This window comes from Exiguobacterium sp. s102 (assembly GCF_018618635.1).
Classification (GTDB): domain Bacteria; phylum Bacillota; class Bacilli; order Exiguobacteriales; family Exiguobacteriaceae; genus Exiguobacterium_A; species Exiguobacterium_A oxidotolerans.
The window spans coordinates 79,432-102,454 of the sequence record NZ_JACSML010000005.1 but is presented as its reverse complement, the minus strand read 5'-3'; the positions used below and the strand labels follow the sequence as shown (position 1 = coordinate 102,454).

The following is a 23,023-nucleotide window of genomic DNA, read 5'->3' as shown; positions in this document are numbered from 1 at the left end:
ATGTGCGGACTCGCGTCCGCACGTTGGTGTTTACAGTCCGAACGGATTAAGCGGACGGCTTCCGTAATACGATAAGATACTTTTCGTTTCCGTATATAAATCAAGCGTTTCGATACAGAGTTCACGACCGAAACCGGATTGTTTGTAGCCACCGAACGGCGTACCCGGGAAGGCGGAGAACGGACAGTTAACCATGACAATCCCGGCTTTGATTTGGTTCGCGACTCGTGTCGCCCGCGCCCCGTCCTTCGTCCAGACCGCTGAACCGAGACCAAATTCCGTATCGTTCGCGAGACGAACCGCTTCTTTTTCATCTTTGAATGGCATGACGACGACGACCGGTCCGAAGATTTCTTCATTGACCGCTTTCATCTCGTGCGTGACGTTCGTGATGATCGTCGGTGCATACCAGAAGCCTTTTTCGAATCCTTCGACCTGTTCGACTTGACCGCCCGCAAGGATCGTTGCCCCGTCTGCTTTTGCCGATTGGACGTACCCGTCGATGACATCGAGTTGTTGTTGATCAATGATCGCCCCGATGTGTGTCCCTTTATCGAACGGGTTCCCGAGGACAAGTTGCTTTGTCTTCGCGACGAATTGTTCCATGAATGTTTCGTAGATGTCTTCATGGACGTAAAGACGTGACCGTGCCTCACACGATTGACCGCTGTTATAGAAGATGCCGAATAATGAGCCGTCGACAGCAGCCGTGATATCCGCATCTTCAAAGACGATGTTCGGTGACTTGCCGCCGAGCTCGAGCGTGACACGCTTCAGTGTCTCGGATGCCCGGCCCATGATGTCTTTCCCGACCGGTGTCGAACCGGTAAAGGCTACTTTATCGACGTGCGGATGCTCGACGAGATGGTTCCCGATTTCACGTCCTGATCCCGGAATGACGTTGACGACGCCTGCCGGGACACCGGCTTCCAGACAAATTTCTCCGAGAATGATGGCAGTCAGCGGCGTCAGCGTTGCCGGTTTGACGACGACGGAACAACCGACCGCGATCGCTGGTGCGACTTTCCAGGCAGCCATCATCAACGGATAGTTCCATGGAATGATTTGGGCACAGACACCGACTGCTTCTTTTTCTGTGTAGTTATGGAATTGTCCCGGCACGTTATTGACGACACCGCGGTGACCGACGATCGCCCCGGCATAAAATTCGAAGTCTTCGATTGCCTGCGTGACTTGTCCTTGCGCAGCCGCTAACGATTTCCCGGTATCGAGAATCTCGAGTTCCACGATTTCATTGAAGCGCGACCGCATGATGCTGGCGATTTTGTTCAGGATTTGCGCACGACGACCAACTGGCCACATCTTCCATTTGCCATGGTCAAACGCCTCACGTGCTGCTTTGACGGCACGGTCAGCATCTTCTTTGGACGCTTTCGCCACTTCTGCCAGGACTTCTCCGGTCGCCGGGTTATAGGTCTTAAACGTCTCGCCTGTCGTGCCTTCGACTTGCTCCCCATTGATGACGAGGTGGTAGACCGACCGTTTCATTTCGATTGTTTTTTCGTGTACCGTTGACATGACATCCACTCCCTTTTTAGTTTCCTTTGAATGTAGGTTGACGTTTTTCGAGAAAGGCTTGCATGCCTTCCGTTTGATCGTCTGTCGCAAATAACAAGTAGAAATTTCTCCGCTCGTGTTCCATTCCGTCCTGAATCGACAAGTCGCCGGCTTTATCGACGGCATCCTTAATCAGGCGGACCGACATCTTCGGTTGCGCCGCAATCCGGTGGGCAACGGTCAATACCGTCGCTTCGAGTCGGTCGGCTTCGACGAGTCGGTTGACGAGGCCAAAACGCTCCGCTTGATCTGCTGTCATCTGCTCCCCCGTCCATAACCATTCGAGGGCACGTGTCCGGCCGATCCGTTTCGTCAGTCGCTGTGTTCCGCCTGCTCCCGGCATGACACCAAGATTGACTTCCGGGAAACCGAACCGTGTCGTATCTGTTGCATAAATTAAATCGCAGGCAAGTGCCAGTTCAAACCCGCCACCAAGGACATATCCGTGAACGGCAGCGAGCAGCGGTTTCTTCAACCGGCTGATGCGATCCCAATCGGCGAACGGGTCCAGGAGTTCCATCGAAATCGGTGTTGCCTCTACCATCTCATCGATATCTGCCCCGGCAGAAAATGATTTTCCGGTGCCACTCAATACGATGGCACCAATTGTTTCGTCACGGTCGAACTGCTCCATCGCTTCAACGATTTCACGAATCATCGCCCGGTTGAGGGCGTTGTACCGCTCCGGCCGATTGAGAGTGATGCGTCCGACCGCTCCATCAATCGCCGTTTTAACGTACTGTTGCATCGGCATGGACTTCTTCACCAATCATCAATGTGACGAGATCCCCAGCGAAGCTCATCAAGTCCTTCCCGGATGCTTTCCCTTCAAGTGAACGCATACCGGCCTGCATCGACTCGTGACTTTCGTAGACCATTTCACACATCAAATAATATTTTCCTTCGCCACCCATCGGTGAACCAACGATTTTCGTCACGGTCATCTCTTGTAAGCCGGGAATTTTAGCCGTGATCGGACCATGAACATTGAAGTAGTGCTCGTCAAACTGTTCCTTGTTCTCCGGGTGTTTATAAAGCGCGATTAGTTTTACCATATCAATTACCTTCCTTCACATGAGAGTAGAGACGGGTTTCATCGCCTCGAATGGATTTTTACACGTTTTACAGTACAGAATGCTGCGACATGCCGTCGGACCAAAGAGGTTTTCGATCGATACGAACGTCGAACCACAGTACGGACAATCAATTTCCCAAGATCCGTCGACGACGCGTGGTGGTGCAATTCCGAATGACTTCAGTCCCTCGATGCCCTGCTCAGTGATCCGGTCCGACGTCCACGGCGGGTCAAAGATGAAGACGACGTCGATTGTTTGTAACGCCGTTATTTGCTCGAGTGCTGCAATCGTATTTTTTTTGATGATGTCGAGTGCCGGACACCCGAGGAATGTCGGAAGTAACGTCACCCGAAGCGCGTATCCCGTCGCAGATTCCGTCAATTCCATCTTGTCGAACATACCGAGATCAAGAATGCTGACGGCATCGATTTCCGGATCCTTGACGGTATCGAGCGCGGCCTGGATTTCTTGTTGTAACGCAAGCGTCGTCATGACGCATCCCTCCTCACCATACGGCGGACTGGTCAATCAAGTAGACTTCTCCGAGCGTCGACAAGGCATCGTTCAAGTCAGCCGAATGTTCACCGTTGCGGCCATTGGCTGACATCCGCATCTCCGGTAACGTGACATTCAACTCGACGAGCGTCGGCGTCAATGTCTGATACCAGCGATCAAGCAAGATCCCCTGTCCTTCAATCAATCGCATCTCTTCGATGACATCCCCATGCGCCCCGTAGTCAAACATGTCGCCGAAGTCCGCCAGCACTTGTTCGAGTGCCGCATCCATCTTTTGACGTGCCGTCGGAGTCGCTTGATACAGTTGCGTGAACCACGTTTGCCAGTGGAGCAAGTGATAGTACAATTCCATATTGATTTTGACGGCGGCTGCCGCGAGTGGGGCATAGCTGCTGTTTTTTAAAGCATCGATGCGGATTTTTTTCGCCAGCGTGTAACAGTAGTTCCGGACGACGGCATACGCCCAGTCATATTCCGGTGTCTCCATGTAGTATCCGGGACCGTTGACCCGTTCGACGAGAATCGAATTTTTCCGTTCATGCGCCAGCCGGACGTGTGCCAATGCGTCCGCCTTCCCTTCCCCTAACTCTTCGAGCAACTGATAATACATCGCCGCGTGTCCCATCGAATCCTGGGCAATGGATGAGGACGCGACATCTTCTTCGATATGCGGTGCCAGACCAAGCCATTCCGAGCCGCGGAACGCATAAAGAAAATCGTCATCCGCTAACTGATACAGTAACGCTGCGAGCGCTGTCCGTTCTTGCTCCGTCATTTCGAGTCGCCTCCCTGCCAAGACATGATTTCTTTTTCGTCGAGCATCTGCTGTTCATAATGGCGCCACTTTTTCTTCAAGTAGCCGTACCCTTTCGTCGTCCGGTAATCCTTGTTATCGAGTCGCGTCAACATCTGCTTTTCGTCAGGAGTCAGGCCGCGGACGTCCGCCCGTTTGACGACCCAAATGTCGACGACCGGTTCGCGGCGCATGAAGTTTTCTTGCGCCATCAGTAAAGCCATTTCCTTGTTTGGTGCAAGCAAGCTGAATTGATGCGTGAACGCGGCGTTCGGCGTCCGTTTACTAAACACTTCGAACTCCTGATAAAATGTTTCCGTCATGTCGTTACCCTCCTTCATGCCATCGTCTCGGCCAACGCTTCACGGACCCACGCGTTATTTTGATAAGACGTCCGGCGTAAGGCGAGACGCTCCTTCGAACGCGGTCCTCCGCCTTGAATGATTTTCTTAAACTCCGACCAATCGGGCTGGGCATAAATCCATTGTCCCGATTCTTCGTCAAAACGGAGCGTTGGATCCGGAATGACCAGTCCAAGCGATTGAATCCGCGGGACATACTTCGTAAAGAAATTTTGCCGGAGTTCTTCGTTTGTCTTCGTCCGAATCTTATAAGCGATCGTGATATCCTGTTTTGATGTCCCGGTTGTTTCTTTTGTCGCCGGACCGAAGAACATCAACAGTGACTCCCACCATTCATCCAGTGATTCCTGAATCATTGCTTTTTGTTCGGGTGTTCCTTCAGCAAGTGCCATGATGATTGATTCACCATGCTGCGCATGGAACACTTCTTCCGCACAAATTCGTTGTAAGGCACGGGCATACGGACCGTATGACGCCCCTAACATGTTCGTCTGGGTGATGATTGCCGCCCCATCAACGAGCCAACCGATCGTTCCAGCATCTGCCCATGTACGGGTCGGCATGTGGAAGACGTTATGGAACTTAAGGCGTCCCGTAAACAGGTCATCCATCAAATCACCGCGCGTTTTCCCGTATGGTTTCATCAAATCCTCGACGACGCGGAGCAACAGTTGTCCGTGCCCCATTTCATCCTGGACTTTCGCCATGATGCCGAGCTTCCGGCGCAGGGACGGGGCTTTCGGGACCCATTCCTTCTCTGGTAAGGCGCCCATGATTTCGCTGATTCCGTGCATCGAAATCAATTTGATTAACGTATCGCGGTAAAACGCAGGCATCCAGTCATCGGCTTCAATCTTTTCACCGTTCTCGATTCGTTCCGTGAACCGGGCGAGCTTTTCATCTTCCGTCATGACTTCCGGTTCGAACAAGTGTGTTGCATCGTACATGTTGAGTTCCTCCTCTTGTCTTAAACAGGTTCTTTATCCGACGTTTCGGTCCGACGATCGACAATCCGCTCTGCTTTTCCTTCTGAACGGCTGACGCCATACCGTGGGTGACAGATCATTTCAATCGAAATCAGGCATTCTGATTTGATGGCTTCACAGACGGTTCGCATGACTGCTTCCTGCTGCGTCTGTTCTTCGAGCTCGACGTGCAGCTCGATCGCATCAAGTCCATGTCGTTTGACGAGATGAATTTGATAATGTGGTGTGACACCATCTTGTTTCAATAGGACACGTTCAATCTCCGACGGGAAGACGTTGACACCGCGGATGATCATCATGTCATCCGTTCGTCCTGTAATCCGGGACATCCGGGTCGTCGCTCGACCGCAAGCGCATGTTTCACGTGTAATCGAAGCGAGGTCCCCCGTCCGGTAGCGGATAATTGGAAGCGCTTTCTTTTTTAAACTTGTAAAAACGAGTTCCCCGACCATCCCTTCTGGTAACGGTTCCCCCGTGCTGGGATCAATGACTTCCGTGATGAACAAGTCATCCATGATGTGTAATCCCTGTTGCGCTGGACATTCGATTGCGACGCCCGGACCCATGATTTCGCTCAGTCCGTAAATATCAAGTGCAGTAATATTCAATTTTTCTTCGAGCGTCCGACGCATTTCTTCCGACCACGGTTCAGCTCCGAAAATTCCATAACGTAAGCCCGTTGTCCGGGGATTGATGCCCCGCTCTTCCATCCGTTCTGCAAGGCGCAGCACATAAGAAGGTGTACCGCAAATCCCTGCCGGTTTGAAGTCTTCGATCAATGTGATTTGCCGATCCGTATTCCCGCCTGATACGGGGACGACCGTTATCCCGAGTTTTTCTGCTCCGGCATGTAAACCGAGCCCACCCGTGAACAGTCCATAACCATACGCGTTATGCAACAAATCCGTCCGTTTTGCACCTGCCATGACGAGACCACGTGCGACGGCACCTGCCCAGTCGTCCAAATCTTCCTGCGTGTACCCGACGACCGTCGCTTTGCCGCTCGTTCCGGACGAGGCGTGAATGCGCGCAACCTCTTCTTGTTTGACGGCAAACAGCCCGAACGGATAGTTCTCACGTAAATCACTTTTTCCGGTGAACGGAAGTTTTTGAATATCTTCTAGCTGATCAAAGGCAACAGCATCAAGCCCGGCTTCCTCAAAACGTTTCCGGTAAAACGGCACACGTTCCATCGCATACCGGACCGTTTCACGTAAACGATTGAGTTGCAGTCGTTGTCGTGTTTCATGCGTCATCGTCTCAAGTGCCTCATCATAAAACATAGCGCACCTCCCCATTCATTTAACACAATAAAAATACGCCCGTTTAAATTTAGTTATACGTTAAACCTACGATACGTTCACAATGTTGTCAATGATTCATTTTGTTAAAAGCTCCCATATCTTTCGTCACCCAATCGAATCTTCGTCATTTTTCGGATTTAAGGTCTTTTCACCATCATAAAACGGCATAACATACTACTGTTTGGAAAAAATTTCTGAAATGGTTTGCTCATTTTGTAACTGATTGATAAAATATCGTGTGACAAGTGTTATACTATTTTTGGTAAGACCACTTGGAGAGAAACAGATATGTTTTGAAGATAGAGGAGGATTCTATGAAACCTGGTTTAGCCCTTGGTCAGACGGCACGCGTCGAAACGACCGTCACGGAAGAGATGTTCGCACAGTTTGAAGGAACCGTCGTCCATCCCGCCTACTCCACTGTGTCGATGGTTTATCATATGGAGTGGGCCGCCCGCAAAATCATCCTCCCTTATCTGGAATCGTCAGAAGAAGGCGTCGGGGGAGCAGTCAACGTAAAACATCTGAATATGGCACCACTCGGATCACAGGTCAGCATCATAGCGACGGTGACAGAACTGCGGGACAACCGCGTCCGGACAAAAATCGACGTCACGAACGAACACGGGTTGATCGGCGTCGGCGAAGTCACGCAAATCATTTTGGATAAACGATTTATTGAGGACAAGTTGACGACACACGTTTTTTAAACTAAAAAATGAAAGCGCTTACTTAGAAATCCAAGGAGGCTTTGACATGAACATGATCAATCCATCTACAAACACATCTTTATCAATCATGGAAAAAATCGCAGGACACGAGCAGGTCATCTTTTGTAACGATCCGATTTCGGGACTTCAAGCCATCATCGCGATTCACGATACGACACTTGGTCCGGCACTCGGCGGTTGTCGTATGGCACCGTATGCGACCGTCGATGAAGCACTGGACGATGTCTTGCGTCTGTCGCGCGGCATGACCTATAAATGCGCTGCTGCCGACGTCGATTTCGGCGGAGGGAAAGCTGTCATCATCGGTAATCCGGCAACGGACAAAACGCCGGAAATGTTTCGTGCTTTCGGTCGATTCGTCGATTCGTTAGGCGGACGTTTCTATACGGGGACGGACATGGGGACGACGATGGACGACTTCGTCCATGCGAGTCGCGAAACCTCACGGATCGTCGGCATCCCGGAAGCCTTTGGCGGGAGTGGTGATTCGTCGATTCCAACTGCTGAAGGTGTCGTCAATGGATTACGTGCAACGATTGAGAGCCTGTTCGGATCGGACGACTTGAGTCGTGCCTCTTACGCCGTCCAAGGACTCGGAAAAGTCGGTTATAAGGTCGCAGAACAACTTTTACATGCTGGTGCCAATATGTACGTCTCGGACATTAACGAAGCAGCACTCGCCTCGATCGTCAAAGAAGCCGAGATGACACCGGGAACGGTTCATGTTGTTGCCCCACACGAGATTCACCTGACGGATGCCGATGTCTTCGTCCCTTGTGCCTACGGCGGTGTCATCCGTGCGGATAACATCGCAAGTCTTCCGTGTAAGGCAATCTGCGGTTCAGCCAACAATCAGCTCGCAGACGATTCGCTCGCTGAAGAATTGATGCAGCGCGGCATCCTTTATGCCCCTGATTACATCGTCAATGGCGGTGGTCTGATTCAAGTCGCAGATGAACTGTACGGAGCCAATCATGAACGAGTCCTCCTGAAAACACGCCACATTTACGATGCCGTCCTGGAAGTATTCGGACAATCACGTGCCGAGTCAATCACGACACTCGAAGCCGCAAACCGGATGTGTGACAAACGGATTCACGTCCGCGCCCGCCACAATAATATCTTCACGAATACAACGAAACCAAAGTGGAACATTCGCAATCAATCTTGATGGAGGTGGACGAGATGGAATCACAATTCCCGATTCAACGTATCATTGACGATGCCGGTCAAATCGTCGACGAGACGAAACGAGACGCTTTGACGAAAGAATTAGCGTTACAGTTATTCACGCACATGAACCGGATTCGGACATTCGACCGAAAAGCGATCAACTTGCAACGCCAAGGGCGACTCGGAACCTATGCCCCGTTTGAAGGACAGGAAGCGGCTCAAGTCGGCAGTGCCCTGGCGTTAAACGATACGGACTGGATTTTTCCGACGTACCGTGATCACGGGGCGACGTTGACGTTCGGTGCCGATATGGTACGGACACTCCTTTACTGGAACGGACGGGTCGAGGGGTGTGTCCCGACGGACGACTTGCATATCTTCCCCCCTGCCGTTCCGATTGCCACACAAATCCCCCACGCGGTCGGTGCCGCATGGGCGGAAAAACGAAAAGGAACGTCCGCCGTCTCCGTTGCCTATTTCGGAGACGGGGCGACGTCTGAAGGTGACTTCCATGAGGGGATGAACTTCGCAAGTGTCTTCCAGGCACCGGTCATTCTGTTCAACCAAAATAACGGTTATGCGATTTCTGTCCCGATCCAGAAGCAGATGCACTCGGAGACAATCGCCCAAAAAGCACTCGCTTACGGCATGCCGAGCGTCCGGATTGATGGAAACGATGCCTTTGCCGTCTACTTCACGATGCAAGAAGCTGTCGCCCGCGCACGGAACGGTCAGGGACCGACATTGATTGAGGCCGTCACATGGCGGTTCGGTGCCCATACGACAGCGGACGACCCGTCGAAGTACCGCGATCAAGAACGGTCGCGCGACCGTGTCGATCCGCTCGAGCGCCTCGAACAGTTCATGCGCACGCATGGATTTTACGACGACACGGAAATCGATGCAATCCGGACACGCCATCAAATGGAGGTCGAGGAGGCCGTCAAAGCGATGGAAGCCTTCAAGCTACCGGCGATCGATGACCTCTTCGATCATACCTATGCGACGTTGCCAGCAGACGTCGCGCGTCAAAAAACCGCTTACCTGACTGCGAGGGGGAACTAACATGGCGACACCAATCAATCAGCAGACCGACATGACGCTCATCCAAGCCGTCACGGATGCATTACGCATTAAATTAGCGACCGACGACACGACGCTTGTCCTCGGCGAAGATGTCGGGAAAAACGGCGGCGTCTTCCGGGCAACGGACGGACTGCAAGCCGAATTCGGCGAAGACCGTGTCATCGACACCCCACTCAGTGAAGCGGGGATTGTCGGGACCTCGGTCGGACTTGCCGTCAATGGCTTTAAACCGATCGTCGAAATTCAATTTCTCGGGTTCATTTATCCGGCTTATGAACAAATCATGACCCACGTCTCGCGCATTCGGATGCGGACGATGGGACGCTACAGCGTACCGATGGTCATTCGTGCGCCGTATGGTGCCGGAATCCGCGCCCCGGAAATCCATTCGGACAGCACGGAAAGTTTATTCACCTCGATGCCAGGACTCAAGGTCGTCTGTCCTGCGACGCCTTACGACGCCAAAGGACTGTTACTTGCTGCAATCGATGACCCCGATCCCGTTCTGTTCCTCGAATCGATGCGGAGCTATCGGGCTTTCAAAGAACCCGTCCCAAACGAAGCCTATACGATTGAAATCGGTAAAGCGAACATCGTCTCGGAAGGAACAGATGTCACGTTGGTTGCCTGGGGTGGAATGGTGCAAGTCGCTCAAAAAGCAGCAGCACAGGCAGAAAAACAAGGTCTTTCTTGTGAAGTGCTCGACCTGCGGACACTCTATCCGCTCGATCAAGAGACAATCGCCGCCTCCGTCCAAAAAACAGGACGTGCCGTCATCGTCCACGAGGCCCATGCGATGGGTGGTCTCGGGACAGACTTGATTGCTTTGATTAATGACACATCCTTCCTCTACTTACGGGCACCGATTGCCCGCGTGACCGGATTTGATGTACCCGTCCCGTTGTTCGCACTAGAGGATCACTATATTCCGACACCCGCCCGCGTACTTGAAGCGATTACGCGTACGGTCGACTTCTAAGGAGCTGAGTTTATGACTGAAGTGAAACTACATGATGTCGGAGAAGGCATGACGGAAGGTGAAATCGCCCATTATCTCGTCAAAATCGGTGATCATGTGACGCTTGATCAACCGGTTGTCGAAGTGTCGACCGATAAAATGGTCGCTGAACTACCGGCACCGATTTCCGGCGTCATCAAAGACATCTTAATTCCGGTTGGACAGACCGTCACTGTCGGAACGACGCTCCTCCTGATTGAATCCGGTGACGAGGAAGCGGCAACACGTGAAACCGTCACCGAGCCATCGCGTCCTGTCGTGAACGCGCGAACACCGTTTGCCATACAGACGCGCCGTGTCCTCGCGACACCGTACACACGAAAAATTGCTCGCGATCACGGAATTGATATCGAACAAGTACCCGCATCGGACCCATCCGGACGCGTTTCGGAAGAGGATGTTTTGCAGTTCGTCACAAGTCGAGAATCCGCGTCACCTGTCCGGCCTGAAGCCGTCACGGCTCCTGAAGCGGTCACACCGTCAACTACTCCGACGACGTTACCGTTTCGCGGGATCCGCAAACAGATTGCGAAGAAGATGACGCAATCGCTCTTTACGATTCCTCATGTCACGCACTTTGAAGAAATCGACATGACACGTCTCCTTGCACTGCGGGCAGAACTAAAAGCGAACGGGACACCGATCAGTGTCAACGCCTTCTTCGTCAAGGCACTTGTCGTCGCCCTAAAAGACTTCCCGGTCTTCAATGCCAAACTGGATGAAGCCAATGATCAAATCATTTTAGAGCAGGAGTACCATATCGGAATCGCGACGGAAACGGAAGACGGCTTAATCGTCCCTGTCGTCCGTCAAGCCGACCAGCTCTCACTCCGCCTGTTACATGAACAACTCGCCGGACTGCACACACGGGCGAAAACAAACGAGTTGCGGGCGGGCGACTTAAAAGCGAGCACGTTCACGATGAGTAATGTCGGACCGCTCGGCAGTACTGGTGCGACGCCCATCATCAACTACCCGGAGACCGCCCTAATCGCTTTTCATAAAACAAAAAAACGGGCTTGCGTCGATGAAAACGATCAAATCGTCGTCCGCTCGATGATGAACGTCTCGATGTCGTTTGATCACCGCGTCGCGGACGGAGCGACGGCCGTCGCCTTCACGAATCGCTTCGCCGGTCTGATTGAACAACCGACTACTTTATTAATGGAGTTGATTTAAATGGTCGTAGGAGAACTGACACAAGAGCGTGACCTCCTCATTCTCGGAGGTGGACCGGCTGGTTACACAGCTGCGATTCGGGCGAAACAGCTTGGACGCGACGTCACATTGATTGAGCGGGAACGACTCGGTGGAACATGCTTGAACGTCGGATGTATTCCGTCGAAAGTATTGGCGCATGCTGCGCAGGAGCGGACACGTCTCTCACACTTGACGGCACTCGGCTTTTCCATCGAAACGACACATGATTTCGGCCAGTTAGCAAGCTACCGGGACCAAGTCGTGACGAAGCTGCGCCAAGGCGTCGAAGCGCTATGTAAAGCAAATGATATTGAATATATAACCGGATCCGCGTCCTTCCTCTCAGACGACCGGATCGGTGTCGAACACGGACATCAGTTCGATACGTACCGTTTTCAGGATGTCGTGATCGCGACCGGCAGCCACAGCATCCGTGAAGAATCATCCGTTCTCTTGAACGCGGAACAACTGTATCAATTACAAGAATTACCGGACAGTCTGATCATCATCGGGAACGATTATATCGCGATTGAAGCAGCGATGAGTTTTCAAGCGCTCGGGACAGATGTGACGTTGATCGCTGACGGCTTTGAGCTCGACACAAGTCTCGAAAAAGAATTGAAGCGGACGTTTAAAAAACAAAAAATCACACTTGTCAGTGGCACTGTGACGACGATTACACCGACAGACACTCATGTTGACGTCACAATCGTCAAGGCTGAACAAGAAAAAACTGTCCAGGCCAGTTACCTCTTCCAGTCGTTGCAACGTGTAGCCAATACACTTGATTTAGGTGTCGATCGGCTTGGTCTGACGTTAAACGAGGATGCAACACTAGTCGTAGATGCGCTTGGTCGAACAAACTTCCCCCATATTTATGCGATTGGGGACATAACACCTGGTCCGCAACTCGCGACGCGGGCAATCCATGAAGCAAAACGGACGGCGGAACATCTCGGTGGCGCTTCACCTGATACGACGATTCCTTACTTCCCGACAATCATCCGCTCACTTCCGCCAATCGCTTCCATCGGCTTGACGGAACAAGCAGCCACTGAAGGCGGGTTCACGGTGCAAGTCGGACAGTTTCCATTGACGGCAAACGGGGCGAGCAGTATCGATGCGGCCAGCGGTTTTATCAAAGTCGTCTCGGACGCGAAGACATCACTGATTTTAGGCATTCATATGATTGGGGACGGTGCCCTTGAACTCGCCGGTACATGTGCGCTTGCCCTTGAAATGGCTGCGAAACAAGAAGATTTACGTTTTCCGGTCCAAGCACACCCGAGTCGCAATGAAGCCTTGACGGAAGCACTCGAAGCACTGGTCGGACAAGCAATCCATCTTCCACCACGTCAACAGGCTGTCTTCTCGAACACGTAACCACACCACTTGTTTTTGAAGGAGCAACGCCCGATGGAACTTTACTTTACGAAACTTGAATGGGAACACCATTGCTTTCCGATTGCTGCGACGTCGGACGGTCTCTGTTATGTCGGTGCGTTTAACGAACCGTCCGAACTCTTTGAAGACTGGAAACGAAAGCATCTTCCACGGGCTGAAGTCTTAATTGACGATTCAAGAATCAATCCGTACCGGGAGCAACTGCTCGGTTATTTGCAGGGAGAGCGGACGGCCTTTACATTGCCACTTCACCCGATCGGGACACCGTTCCAGCTCGATGTCTGGCAAGCATTGCAAGCTGTTCCATACGGAAACACTACAACGTATTCCGAGATCGCAGCGGCCGTCTCACGCCCTCGTGCCATCCGGGCAGTCGGCACGGCAATCGGGAAAAACCGGTTGCTGTTAGTCATCCCCTGTCACCGGATTGTCGGCAAGAACGGTGATTTGATTGGCTACTGGGGTGGATTGAACATGAAACGCCGCTTGCTTGCCTTAGAGCAAGAAGTCAGTCCGAATACGATGTAATCGAAAACCCGAGCGACTCCGTTTTCTAACAAGAAACGGAACGCTCGGGTTTTCACGTAGACACGGCGTTCATTACGTCGTGGTTGATGAACAATCAGCCTTTTGTTCATATGTTTTTCTCGGTTGAGGCATGAGTCATCGAGATTAACACAAAATGAAATGGAGACAAGCTAAAGGTCAACGATCAAGCGGTTGTTGATTCTCATGCGAGACTTCGCTTTCCACGGGCGGAAGGCGAGCCTCCTTGTCACTTACGTTCCTCGGGGGTCTCACCTATTCCGCTGTTCCCGCAGGAGTCTCCGTCTCGCATGAGAATCAACGGATGACACCTGCTTCAGCATGTTCTTCATCAAAAGAATATAAAGATGAACAGCGGATGACTCAAACGAGGGACGTCACCCCTCCGATATCAGTTTACATTATTGATTCCAAACCGATATGTCGTCTCCCACTGGTACGTCGCACCCGGTTCGATGAGAATCGATGGAAAACGGGATTCATTGACAGCATTCGGATGAACTTGTGCCTCAAGGCAAAGACCAAGTGACGGACGGGACGGGACACCGCGAACCGTATAGTCGGTCAAAAGTTGTGTTCCCGTATATAAGACGACGACCGGCTGATTCGTCGTCATCTGTAACGTTCGTCCTGATACCGGATCCATGAGTTGCGCTCTCCCTTCGTCTAAGACGAACGGATGATCATAACCGTTCCCGGCATTGACCGTCTCCTCACTTTCCGATTCAGCGCCACTGCGAATCGACCGCCCTGTCCGGAAATCAAGGACCGTTCCGTCGACCGCACGGAATTCACCCGTCGGTAGCAGATCGGATCCGAGCGGTAGATAGGTCGAACTCGGTAACGTCAACTGATGATCCAGAATATCGCGTTGTAAGTTCCCGGACAGGTTCCAGTACGTATGATTCGTCACGTTCAATGGTGTCGTCTGATCCGTCGTTGCTTCAATCGACAACGTCAATGCTGTCCCGTTTAGCCGGTAGATGACATCCACCGTCACGTCCCCGGGATACCCTTCGCAACCATCCGGACTGAGCGTCCGTAAGTGCAACAGCTGTTCCGTTGCTTCGATGACATCAAAGAAGACTTGATCGAAGCCGTGCGTGCCGCCATGTAAGTGATTCGTTCCGTCATTTGCCGCAAGGTGATAGGTTTGTTCAGCAATTGAAAAGCGGGCTTGCCCAATCCGTCCGGCGACCCGGCCGACGATTGCTCCGAAATACGGCGAATGTTCTTTGTACGCGGCCAGTGTATCGAAGCCGAGCACCACACTCTCCATCTTGCCCGAGCGATCTTTGACCCGGACGTCATTGATGATGCCACCGTAATTCCATATCTCGACTTCCATGTCCGGTTGCATCAAGCGGTGCCGAACGAGTCGCGCGTCTTCTGTTTGATGTGTCTCGTACGTCATCGCCGGTCACCTGTCACTTGATGTGTCACCGTCTGCAGGAACCGGTTAAGTCCCGCCTGCCCTGCCTCCGTCTGTTTGAAGACACCGCAGTCTTCGAGTCCACGGACGAATTTTTCGGCCACCGCTTGTTCGACGTAAGCTGTGACCGGTTGACCGGTGTACTGTTGCTTCAACGATTCTGCCCAAGTCCGGTGTACCGGCAAGACGTCCGTCGTTTCACCGACGATGAACTGTTCGACCTGCTTTAGTTCTTCAAGCAACCGGGCTGGTAAGACCGCAAGTCCCATCACTTCAATCAAGCCGATGTTTTCACGTTTGATGTGGTGGATGTCCGCGTGCGTATGGAAAATGCCATCCGGATGTTCGACAGAGGTCCGGTTGTTTCGTAAGACAAGATCGAGTTCATAGACGCCGTTTCGCATCCGGGCAATCGGTGTCACCGTGTTATGCCGGACGCCGTCTGTCATCGCAATGATTTCCTGCTCCGCGTCACTATACGTCAGCCAGGCTGTATACACATCATCGGCAGCAGCGAGTAACTGGTGACGATCAGGGCTACTCAAGCGGATGACGCTGAGCGGCCAGTGTAACGTTTGCCCACTGACATCCGGTTGTTGCGGCAAGTCGAACCGGCTTTGGATCGTTGCTCGGTCCATCGCGAACTCATAACGCCCGCCTTGGTAATGATCGTGCGTCAAAATCGAACCGCCGACGATTGGTAAATCAGCATTTGACCCTGCAAAATAATGCGGGAATTGATCGACGAACTCCAGTAATCGTTCAAAGGCGTCGCGGTTGATTACCATATCGCGATGCGCCTGCGACAAAATGATGCTATGTTCGTTGTAGTAAACGTATGGCGAATACTGCAATGCCCAATCCTCACCTTGGAGTGTCAACGGAACGATCCGGTGGTTCGCCCGAGCCGGATGATTGTTGCGTCCGGCATAACCGACGTTCTCGACACAAAGCAAACACGTTGGATAGGTCGATGCTGCAACAGGTTCTGTCCGGGCTGCCGCAATTTCGCGTGGATCTTTTTCCGGTTTCGATAAGTTGATTGTAATATCAATTTCCCCGTAAACCGTCGCTGCCTTGTACTGGATGTTTTTCGCAATCCGTTTCGTCTGGATATAATTGCTCGCCTGACTGAGTTGATAGAAATAATCCGTTGCGTGCACCGGATTTTCTTTGTAGAGCTGATTGAACGTCGTCGTGATCGTCGAAGGACGATCGACGAACACATCCATTAATTCAGCTGCGAAACGTTCTTTTTCATCGAGTCGTGCTGCAAGCCGTCCGGACGCAATCATTTCTTCCACCAGCGCCTCGAGGATGTCTGGAATCGGTTCCGCTGTAACAGTCCCTGGATCGGTATAATCCGCCTGACCGACAAGCGCAAGAATTCGATTACGCGCATAGATTTCATCTTCTGCGTCAATCAGATGTTCAGCAATCGCTTGCTCAATCAATCGTTTGATGTGTTCATTCATCGCCTTCACTCTCCTCAATCCATTCTCTCTCTTATGTTGTCTGATAGCCGTTCGGACGGCGTTCGTGCCAGTTCCAGGCATCACGGATGATTTGGTCGATGTCCGTCCGACGCGGTGACCAGTCGAGAACACGTTTTGCTTTTTCTGATCCTGCGATTAACGTACTCGGATCACCGGCACGTCTTGCGACGACTTGTTCCGGAATCGGGTGCCCCGTCACCCGGCGCGCCGCCTCGATGATTTCGCGGACGGAAAATCCGTTGCTCGAACCGAGGTTAAAGACATCACTCGTGTGTCCTTGTTGTAAGTAATCGAGTGCGAGAATATGGGCATCAATCAAATCTTCGACATGAATGTAATCCCGGATGCATGTCCCGTCTGGCGTCGCGTAGTCATCCCCATAAATCGAGATGACAGACCGCTGATTGTTTGCGACTTCAAGGACAAGTGGAACAAGGTGTGTCTCTGGTGTATGGTCCTCTCCGACTTCTCCTGTCGCGCGTGCTCCAGCGACGTTGAAGTAACGTAACGCCACATAACGAAGACCATGTGCTTGTTCGCACCATTTCATCATCTTCTCCATCATCAATTTCGTTTCACCGTACGTATTCGTCGGGTTCGTCATTGCCGTCTCGAGAATCGGCATCGTTTCTTGCTCACCGTATGTCGCAGCCGTCGAAGAGAAGACGATTTGTTTGATATCATGTGCGACCATTGCCTCGAGTAAGACTTCCGTTCCGTAGACGTTATTGTTGAAGTATTTTAATGGTTGTTCCATCGACTCCCCGACCAACGAAAAGGCAGCGAAGTGAACGACTTGTTCAATCGTCTCTTTTGTAAAGACACGGTCAAGGAACGACCGGTCGCGAATATCTCCTTCGTATAAACGGGCTTGCGGATGGACCGCCTTTTTGTGACCTGCCTGTAAATGATCAATGACGACGACGTCTTTTCCAGCATCAATCAACTGATAGACCGCATGGGAGCCGATATAGCCGGCCCCACCGACAACTAGTACTGCCATATTAGATGACCTCCCGTTCGACTTCACGCGCTCCGTCTCCGACAGTCGCCGTGTAAAACGTTGCCGGATAACCGATCCGGCTTTCATAGCGTTGTCCGACGGCATCGATGAATCGGTCGACTGTTGACGTTTCAACGATTGCAATCGCACAGCCACCAAAGCCGGCTCCTGTCATCCGTGCCCCAAGGACACCCGGTTGCGCCCAAGCCGCTTCGACCAACGCGTCGAGTTCTTGCCCTGTCACTTCATAATCGTGTTGGAGTGACCGGTGCGACGCATTCATCAATTCTCCGAATTCCTCGAGTTGCCCTGCTTGTAGTGCTTCCAAGGCTTGTAACGTCCGCTCATTTTCAGAAATGGCATGGCGTGCCCGGCGCATCAAGCGTTCGTCGTCGAGTGTGACGGTTTCGAATTCTGCCATCGACCAATCTCCGAGCGTTGCATACGGCCGGACTTGCTGTAACTGTTCGAGCACCTGTTCACACTCCGCACGTCGCTCGTTGTATTTTGAATCGGCGAGTTCACGCCGCTTGTTCGTGTTCATGATGATGATTGTATAGCCCGTCAAGTCGAGCGGTGCATACGTGTAATCAAGCGTTTGGCAGTCAAGGAGTAATCCTGACCCTGCCTGTCCCATCCCGATCGCAAATTGATCCATGATGCCACTGTTGACGCCGATGTAGTGATTTTCGACCTGCTGACCGAACTTCACGAGTTCGACCCGGTCGAGATCCAATTCATATAAACGCTCGAGCATGACACCGATGACGAGTTCGAGTGAAGCAGACGAAGACAACCCTGCTCCGTTCGGAATATCCCCTTTAATCAAGACGTCAAATCCTGACGTGATGGCGTACCCGGCTTCCCGGAGGATGTGCACCATTCCTTTGGCATAATTCGTCCAACCGTCTTGCGGATTATGGGCCAAGTCGTCTAATCCGACTTCGATGATGCCGTCTGCTTCGAAGTTGAGTGAATAGAAACGACACGTTGCATCATCCCGTTTTCGGGCAATCGCATGCGTCCCGAGCGTCAAGGCACATGGAAACACATGACCTCCGTTATAGTCCGTATGCTCTCCAATCAAATTGATACGCCCTGGCGCAAAAAAACGATGTGTCGCCTGTACATCGAATTGCTCTTCAAAGATTTGTTCTAACGTCTGATCGGTCATGCGATCGGCTCCTTTTGCTCAATTTGTCTCAATTGATAGATGGGTTGAATTCGTAAACAACGTGCTTCATAGTCCGTCGAATAAGAGAAGTTCAGTCCTTGGTTCATCAAGTAAGCACCGCTCACCTGGCGATCTTCCACTTGATAGAGTCTACTTGCATCTAATCCCGTCAGTTTAAAGCTGTACTGGTGAATGCCATGCTTACGCATCGGTGCAACCGCCAAAATGACTGTCTCAGTTTCAGACGTATACTGCATGATGCTCGCTGTCGTTTGTGAGAATGGACTGAGGCGGTATTGACGTCCGTGCTGAACTGTCGGCCGAATCGTCTTGTATGTCTCAATCCATCCTTTCGCTTCCGCGAGTTCACTTGCCGTCCACTCACTTAAGTTTCCACCGATGCCGAGCGTCCCTTGCATCGAAGAGACGAACCGCGTCGCAAGCGGTAAGTTCCGCCCATTCAACCAGTTCGGACCATCCGTCACCCAGCAACTCATCATTTTTGCATTATAGGCAAACGAGAAGTCATGTTGAATCGTCAACCGGTCAAGCGGGTCCGTGTTGTCACTCGTCCAGACTTGTTCCGTCCGCTCTAAAATCCCGAGATCAATCCGACCTCCGCCACCGGCACACGCTTCGAAGTCGACCGTCGGATGCCCGAGTCGTAGCTCGTCGAAGATTCGATATAAGGCATCGACGTGACGCTTCCAAAGTTCTTTTTGCGCGTCCGGCGTTTGCGACGGGACACCCGGCTCAGAGAATGCCCGGTTCATGTCCCACTTGATGTAGTCGATTTCGTGCGACGTCAATAATTCATCCATCATGTCATAAACAAAACGTTCGACTTCCGGTAAACCGAGGTTCAAGACGAACTGGTTTCTCGATGTCGTCCGGACAGCACCCGGAGCATGATAAATCCAGTCCGGATGTGCGCGATATAAATCGGAGTCCGGATTGACCATCTCCGGCTCGACCCAAAGACCGAACTGCATGTTTTTTCCCTTCACATACTCAATCAAAGGGGTCAGACCGTTCGGAAACTTCTTCCGATTGACGACCCAGTCGCCTAATCCCGCTTGATCGGAGTGACGTTCACCGAACCAGCCGTCATCGACGACGAATAGTTCACATCCGATGTCCGCTGCTTGATTGACGAGTGCCCGTTGTCCCTGTTCCGTCACATCGAAATACGTCGCTTCCCATGAGTTATAGAGGACCGGTCGAACGTTTTCACGGTCAGACGCCGGCATGATCACGTGACGCTGGAAGTCATGCGCGCGCGCACTCATTCCGGCGAAGCCGTCCGGAGTATAGCCGATATAAAAGACCGGTGTTATTAGACGTTGTTCAGCGTCAAGCGTCCAGCTGAAGTCAAATCCATTCATCCCACCCGATAGTTGGACGAACCCGAAGGCATCTTGTTCAGCGTGAATCGACCAGTTGCCCGAATAGGCAAAATGGCCGTAAATGACTTCGCCCGTCGTCTCTGTCGCATTGTGTTCAAGCGCGAACCAGGGATTTGCCTGGTGACTCGTCACACCGCGTCGACTTTCAATCGTCTTGCGTCCTGCTGTCAGCGGCGTGATTTGTTTTTGGAATTCGCCCGTCCATGTCCCGGCATAATGATGGAAGTTGAGCGTCGGACGATTTAAAAGTCCCATCGCGAACGACTGCGCCGTCGTCAAACGGACAGGTCTTTCTCCTGCGTTTTCGACGATGAGCGAGCGCCCGATCATATCGTATGCCGCGAAAAGTTCATACCGTACCCCGACGCGCAAATCTTGGAGGGGATCGTGGAGCCATAAGACAAGTGCCGTATCCGACAGCTCTGCTTGCTCGAAAGAAAATTGACTGATTCTTGCTCCGTCTGCCCGTTCTGATTTTAACGTCGGTTCTGTATAGACCATCTCACCGAACGGGATAAAGTCGTACGTCGCGACGCCGTCTGGCGATTCGAATGAACTGTGGGCAAGAACCGCACTCGGTAACGCCGCATAATCTGCTCGATACGGAAGTCGTGCCCCGAAATACGTATGAACGAGCTTCCCATTCGCTCCGATTGTCACGACATGCGCGACATCTTGTCCTTCGATCACGAATCGGTGTTTCGATACTTCAAAGATTGCCATGGTCCTACCTCCTTACGTCGTCAGAATCAGTGTCGCAAGCGGTGCGAGTGTCACTGTTCTACTGCATGTCTCTTGCGTCGTCAGCTCCTGATATGTTCCGTCAAGCGTGACTTGTTTCGTTTCTTTTGTGTCATGGTTCATCAGGAAGACGAAATCGCGTGTTTCCCCGTGACGGCGAACGACTTCGACCTGGTCCGGCACTTCAAGCGTCTCGATTCCTGCTTCTTCAAAGGCTTGCGCGTAAATCGTATCGATCATCGCGTCATCGATCGACGCTCCGATGTACGTGATTGTTCCTTTGTATTGATTTCGCGTGACGGCTGCGACACCATCGTAAAATGTATCGCGATAAACGGCGAGCGGCTCTGCCGTCGTCGGTGTAATGAGATCGCACCAGAGGCGTGCCGTCGACGATTGTCCGTCAAGTCCCTCGACACGGTTTTGCTGGACCGCTTGAAGGGATTCATATTCATCGATTTCAATGCCGGCATACGTGGCAAACTTCCCGGGAAGTGTTTTCGGGATGACATTATTATGCGGATCCTTGACACCTGTCCGGTACGTAAAGATGACGTGCCCCCCTTGTTCCATGTAATCAATCAATGCTTGATCGAACGTCGGGTTCGTCAGGAAGTACAGCGGCACGATGATCAGTTTGTAGCCGTCAAGCGCATCGCCCGGAAAAACGATGTCCGTCGCAACCTGCTTGCGGACAGCCCCGCCGTAAAAACGGACGAACTCGGTCCGGAAATCAAACGCATCGCTGTGCGGTTGATGCGTCCAGGCCCAAACGTTTTCCTGATCAAAATAGACACCGACATCCGCTCGGTACGTACTGGCATTGATTTCGTCGCCGAACGTATTCAGTTCCGTCATGATCTGTTTGACTTCAGCAAACTTCCGTTTCGGTTTCCCGTCGTGGTCGATGATGCCGTGGCAAAATTCTTCCGTCCCGAACAAGGCGGCCCGGAAGCGGAAATAGACGATTGCTTCTGCGCCGCGTGCAACGGCTTGATACGTCCAGAGGCGAATATGACCCGGGCGTGGTAAGTATCCGATTTTGCTCCACCCCTGTGCGCCACTGAGCTGTTCCATGACCCAGAAACCTTTGCCCTGTTTCGACGACCGGCAGAGGTCGTGATCGCTCGCCATCTTCTCGAAACGGTTCGGCTCCGGTAACCCGCCCCAGACGGGATAGTTATCAAATGAGACATAATCAAGATCTTGCGCCATCTGTTGTTGATTCACAGCCATATCGCTGTAGACGAGGTTATGTGTGATAAAGGCATCCGGATGGATATGTTCCCGTAAGACATCGACTTGCAGCTTGTTGTAATAGTTATAGCCGTCGGCACAAAATCGGTCGAAATCGACGAGCAGGGCTGGACTATGTTCTTGGTAGACTTTACGCGGGACGGGAATTTGTTCCCACGCCGTATAGGTTTGACTCCAAAAGACCGTTCCCCATGTCTCGTTTAACACGTCAAGCGTGCCATACTGCTTCTTGAGCCAGACCTGGAAAGCGGCCCGGTCGATAGCACTGTAAGAGCGGTCCGACTTTTCATGACCGTACTCATTATCTGTCTGCCAACCGATGACACGCGGATGTTGCCCGTACCGTTTCGCCATTTCCGTCGTAATCGCGACGGAAAATTTTTGATAGGTCTCACTGTGAACCGTGTAGTGACGACGCGCGCCGAAGCTGATCGTCACACCATGTTCGTCGACCGGTAAAATTTCCGGATACTTATGACACATCCAGGCGGGTGGTGTTGCCGTCGGTGTACCGAGGACGATATCGAAGCCCGCGTCACTGAGGCGTGCGACGACGTCATCCCAAAAGTCGAAGTCATAAACCCCTTCTTCCGGTTCCATCATCGTCCACGCGAATTCTGCAATCCGGACGACGTTGACCCCCAGTTCTTTCATCAAACGAAAATCTTCCTCCCACAATTCACGTGGTGTTTGTTCCGGATAATAATCGACTCCTAAATACATGTTGCTCCCCCTGACTCA

Annotated in this window: 21 protein-coding genes; 7 read left to right on the top strand and 14 right to left on the bottom strand. The window is 52.1% G+C overall.

The features are described from left to right. Positions 1–30: 30 nt before the first annotated feature. From KNQ02_RS12640 to KNQ02_RS12605, 8 genes are read right to left on the bottom strand one after another with little or no spacing between them, the layout of a single operon-like run. Positions 31–1,539, bottom strand: a complete 1,509-nt coding sequence (locus KNQ02_RS12640) for an aldehyde dehydrogenase family protein (RefSeq protein ID WP_214767207.1) — start codon at positions 1,537–1,539, stop codon at positions 31–33. Between the two features lie 16 nt (positions 1,540–1,555). Further along, a complete protein-coding gene (locus KNQ02_RS12635) occupies positions 1,556–2,332 on the bottom strand; it encodes an enoyl-CoA hydratase/isomerase family protein (RefSeq protein WP_214767209.1) in 777 nt (258 codons plus the stop codon). Next, complete coding sequence (locus tag KNQ02_RS12630; protein WP_214767211.1) at positions 2,310–2,633, bottom strand: EthD family reductase; 324 nt, start codon at positions 2,631–2,633, stop codon at positions 2,310–2,312. Before KNQ02_RS12630 ends, KNQ02_RS12635 begins: the two co-directional genes overlap by 23 nt. Before the next feature lie 15 nt (positions 2,634–2,648). Then, positions 2,649–3,146 (bottom strand): 1,2-phenylacetyl-CoA epoxidase subunit PaaD, encoded by a 498-nt coding sequence (gene paaD, locus KNQ02_RS12625; protein ID WP_214767213.1) that lies wholly within the window; start codon positions 3,144–3,146, stop codon positions 2,649–2,651. A 13-nt stretch (positions 3,147–3,159) separates the two neighbouring features. Next, the gene (gene paaC, locus KNQ02_RS12620) at positions 3,160–3,945 is read right to left on the bottom strand and encodes a 1,2-phenylacetyl-CoA epoxidase subunit PaaC (RefSeq protein WP_214767215.1); all 786 of its coding nucleotides are present in this window, start codon (positions 3,943–3,945) and stop codon (positions 3,160–3,162) included. Continuing rightward, positions 3,942–4,286, bottom strand: coding sequence for a 1,2-phenylacetyl-CoA epoxidase subunit PaaB (gene paaB, locus KNQ02_RS12615; RefSeq protein WP_214767217.1), 345 nt, complete (start codon positions 4,284–4,286; stop codon positions 3,942–3,944). Before paaB ends, paaC begins: the two co-directional genes overlap by 4 nt. Positions 4,287–4,300: 14 nt before the next feature. Then, positions 4,301–5,272 carry a 1,2-phenylacetyl-CoA epoxidase subunit PaaA gene (gene paaA, locus KNQ02_RS12610; RefSeq protein ID WP_214767219.1) on the bottom strand — a complete coding sequence of 324 codons (972 nt, stop codon included), beginning with the start codon at positions 5,270–5,272 and terminating at the stop codon, positions 4,301–4,303. A gap of 20 nt (positions 5,273–5,292) precedes the next feature. After that, positions 5,293–6,594, bottom strand: a complete 1,302-nt coding sequence (locus KNQ02_RS12605) for a phenylacetate--CoA ligase family protein (protein WP_214767221.1) — start codon at positions 6,592–6,594, stop codon at positions 5,293–5,295. A 335-nt stretch (positions 6,595–6,929) separates the two neighbouring features. On the opposite strand from KNQ02_RS12605, the gene KNQ02_RS12600 reads away from it, so the two are divergent. The 7 genes from KNQ02_RS12600 to KNQ02_RS12570 are packed head-to-tail and all read left to right on the top strand — an operon-like array spanning position 6,930 to position 13,755. Then, complete coding sequence (locus tag KNQ02_RS12600) at positions 6,930–7,325, top strand: thioesterase family protein (protein WP_088836210.1); 396 nt, start codon at positions 6,930–6,932, stop codon at positions 7,323–7,325. A 46-nt stretch (positions 7,326–7,371) separates the two neighbouring features. Continuing rightward, entirely contained in the window at positions 7,372–8,517 is a 1,146-nt protein-coding gene (locus KNQ02_RS12595) for a Leu/Phe/Val dehydrogenase (RefSeq protein WP_214808749.1), read from the top strand. A gap of 14 nt (positions 8,518–8,531) precedes the next feature. Continuing rightward, on the top strand, positions 8,532–9,584 hold the full coding sequence (pdhA, locus tag KNQ02_RS12590; protein WP_214767223.1) for a pyruvate dehydrogenase (acetyl-transferring) E1 component subunit alpha: 1,053 nt from the start codon (positions 8,532–8,534) through the stop codon (positions 9,582–9,584). Between the two features lies 1 nt (position 9,585). Then, positions 9,586–10,584: an alpha-ketoacid dehydrogenase subunit beta gene (locus tag KNQ02_RS12585; RefSeq protein WP_214767225.1), complete on the top strand. Its 999-nt coding sequence runs from the start codon at positions 9,586–9,588 to the stop codon at positions 10,582–10,584. A 12-nt stretch (positions 10,585–10,596) separates the two neighbouring features. Beyond that, positions 10,597–11,802 carry a dihydrolipoamide acetyltransferase family protein gene (locus KNQ02_RS12580; protein ID WP_214808746.1) on the top strand — a complete coding sequence of 402 codons (1,206 nt, stop codon included), beginning with the start codon at positions 10,597–10,599 and terminating at the stop codon, positions 11,800–11,802. Continuing rightward, positions 11,803–13,206 (top strand): dihydrolipoyl dehydrogenase family protein, encoded by a 1,404-nt coding sequence (locus KNQ02_RS12575; protein ID WP_214808743.1) that lies wholly within the window; start codon positions 11,803–11,805, stop codon positions 13,204–13,206. Between the two features lie 33 nt (positions 13,207–13,239). Continuing rightward, positions 13,240–13,755 (top strand): methylated-DNA--[protein]-cysteine S-methyltransferase, encoded by a 516-nt coding sequence (locus tag KNQ02_RS12570; RefSeq protein WP_214808740.1) that lies wholly within the window; start codon positions 13,240–13,242, stop codon positions 13,753–13,755. 409 nt (positions 13,756–14,164) lie between these two features. Here the strand turns inward: KNQ02_RS12570 and KNQ02_RS12565 are convergent, their stop codons facing one another. From KNQ02_RS12565 to KNQ02_RS12540, 6 genes are read right to left on the bottom strand one after another with little or no spacing between them, the layout of a single operon-like run. Further along, on the bottom strand, positions 14,165–15,187 hold the full coding sequence (locus KNQ02_RS12565; protein WP_214770440.1) for an aldose epimerase family protein: 1,023 nt from the start codon (positions 15,185–15,187) through the stop codon (positions 14,165–14,167). Continuing rightward, a complete protein-coding gene (locus KNQ02_RS12560) occupies positions 15,184–16,680 on the bottom strand; it encodes a UDP-glucose--hexose-1-phosphate uridylyltransferase (protein ID WP_088836202.1) in 1,497 nt (498 codons plus the stop codon). The genes KNQ02_RS12565 and KNQ02_RS12560 overlap by 4 nt, the downstream gene beginning before the upstream one ends. Positions 16,681–16,711: 31 nt before the next feature. Beyond that, positions 16,712–17,704 (bottom strand): UDP-glucose 4-epimerase GalE, encoded by a 993-nt coding sequence (galE, locus tag KNQ02_RS12555; protein WP_088836201.1) that lies wholly within the window; start codon positions 17,702–17,704, stop codon positions 16,712–16,714. Between the two features lies 1 nt (position 17,705). After that, complete coding sequence (locus KNQ02_RS12550) at positions 17,706–18,878, bottom strand: galactokinase (RefSeq protein WP_214805531.1); 1,173 nt, start codon at positions 18,876–18,878, stop codon at positions 17,706–17,708. After that, positions 18,875–21,007: an alpha-galactosidase gene (locus KNQ02_RS12545; protein WP_214770436.1), complete on the bottom strand. Its 2,133-nt coding sequence runs from the start codon at positions 21,005–21,007 to the stop codon at positions 18,875–18,877. The genes KNQ02_RS12550 and KNQ02_RS12545 overlap by 4 nt, the downstream gene beginning before the upstream one ends. Before the next feature lie 12 nt (positions 21,008–21,019). Next, positions 21,020–23,005 carry a beta-galactosidase gene (locus KNQ02_RS12540; RefSeq protein WP_214808737.1) on the bottom strand — a complete coding sequence of 662 codons (1,986 nt, stop codon included), beginning with the start codon at positions 23,003–23,005 and terminating at the stop codon, positions 21,020–21,022. Positions 23,006–23,023 lie beyond the last annotated feature (18 nt).

Excerpts from the sequence above, each read along its gene's own strand:
- paaC (WP_214767215.1), bottom strand. The coding sequence starts at position 3,945 with ATGACGGAGCAAGAACGGACAGCGCTCGCAGCGTTACTGTATCAGTTA.
- paaD (WP_214767213.1), bottom strand. The coding sequence starts at position 3,146 with ATGACGACGCTTGCGTTACAACAAGAAATCCAGGCCGCGCTCGATACC.
- KNQ02_RS12565 (WP_214770440.1), bottom strand. The coding sequence starts at position 15,187 with ATGACGTACGAGACACATCAAACAGAAGACGCGCGACTCGTTCGGCAC.
- KNQ02_RS12570 (WP_214808740.1), top strand. The coding sequence starts at position 13,240 with ATGGAACTTTACTTTACGAAACTTGAATGGGAACACCATTGCTTTCCG.
- KNQ02_RS12560 (WP_088836202.1), bottom strand. The coding sequence starts at position 16,680 with ATGAATGAACACATCAAACGATTGATTGAGCAAGCGATTGCTGAACAT.
- KNQ02_RS12585 (WP_214767225.1), top strand. The coding sequence starts at position 9,586 with ATGGCGACACCAATCAATCAGCAGACCGACATGACGCTCATCCAAGCC.
- paaA (WP_214767219.1), bottom strand. The coding sequence starts at position 5,272 with ATGTACGATGCAACACACTTGTTCGAACCGGAAGTCATGACGGAAGAT.
- KNQ02_RS12550 (WP_214805531.1), bottom strand. The coding sequence starts at position 18,878 with ATGACCGATCAGACGTTAGAACAAATCTTTGAAGAGCAATTCGATGTA.
- KNQ02_RS12600 (WP_088836210.1), top strand. The coding sequence starts at position 6,930 with ATGAAACCTGGTTTAGCCCTTGGTCAGACGGCACGCGTCGAAACGACC.
- KNQ02_RS12540 (WP_214808737.1), bottom strand. The coding sequence starts at position 23,005 with ATGTATTTAGGAGTCGATTATTATCCGGAACAAACACCACGTGAATTG.
- paaB (WP_214767217.1), bottom strand. The coding sequence starts at position 4,286 with ATGACGGAAACATTTTATCAGGAGTTCGAAGTGTTTAGTAAACGGACG.
- KNQ02_RS12630 (WP_214767211.1), bottom strand. The coding sequence starts at position 2,633 with ATGGTAAAACTAATCGCGCTTTATAAACACCCGGAGAACAAGGAACAG.
- KNQ02_RS12595 (WP_214808749.1), top strand. The coding sequence starts at position 7,372 with ATGAACATGATCAATCCATCTACAAACACATCTTTATCAATCATGGAA.
- galE (WP_088836201.1), bottom strand. The coding sequence starts at position 17,704 with ATGGCAGTACTAGTTGTCGGTGGGGCCGGCTATATCGGCTCCCATGCG.
- KNQ02_RS12545 (WP_214770436.1), bottom strand. The coding sequence starts at position 21,007 with ATGGCAATCTTTGAAGTATCGAAACACCGATTCGTGATCGAAGGACAA.
- KNQ02_RS12580 (WP_214808746.1), top strand. The coding sequence starts at position 10,597 with ATGACTGAAGTGAAACTACATGATGTCGGAGAAGGCATGACGGAAGGT.
- pdhA (WP_214767223.1), top strand. The coding sequence starts at position 8,532 with ATGGAATCACAATTCCCGATTCAACGTATCATTGACGATGCCGGTCAA.
- KNQ02_RS12575 (WP_214808743.1), top strand. The coding sequence starts at position 11,803 with ATGGTCGTAGGAGAACTGACACAAGAGCGTGACCTCCTCATTCTCGGA.
- KNQ02_RS12640 (WP_214767207.1), bottom strand. The coding sequence starts at position 1,539 with ATGTCAACGGTACACGAAAAAACAATCGAAATGAAACGGTCGGTCTAC.
- KNQ02_RS12635 (WP_214767209.1), bottom strand. The coding sequence starts at position 2,332 with ATGCCGATGCAACAGTACGTTAAAACGGCGATTGATGGAGCGGTCGGA.
- KNQ02_RS12605 (WP_214767221.1), bottom strand. The coding sequence starts at position 6,594 with ATGTTTTATGATGAGGCACTTGAGACGATGACGCATGAAACACGACAA.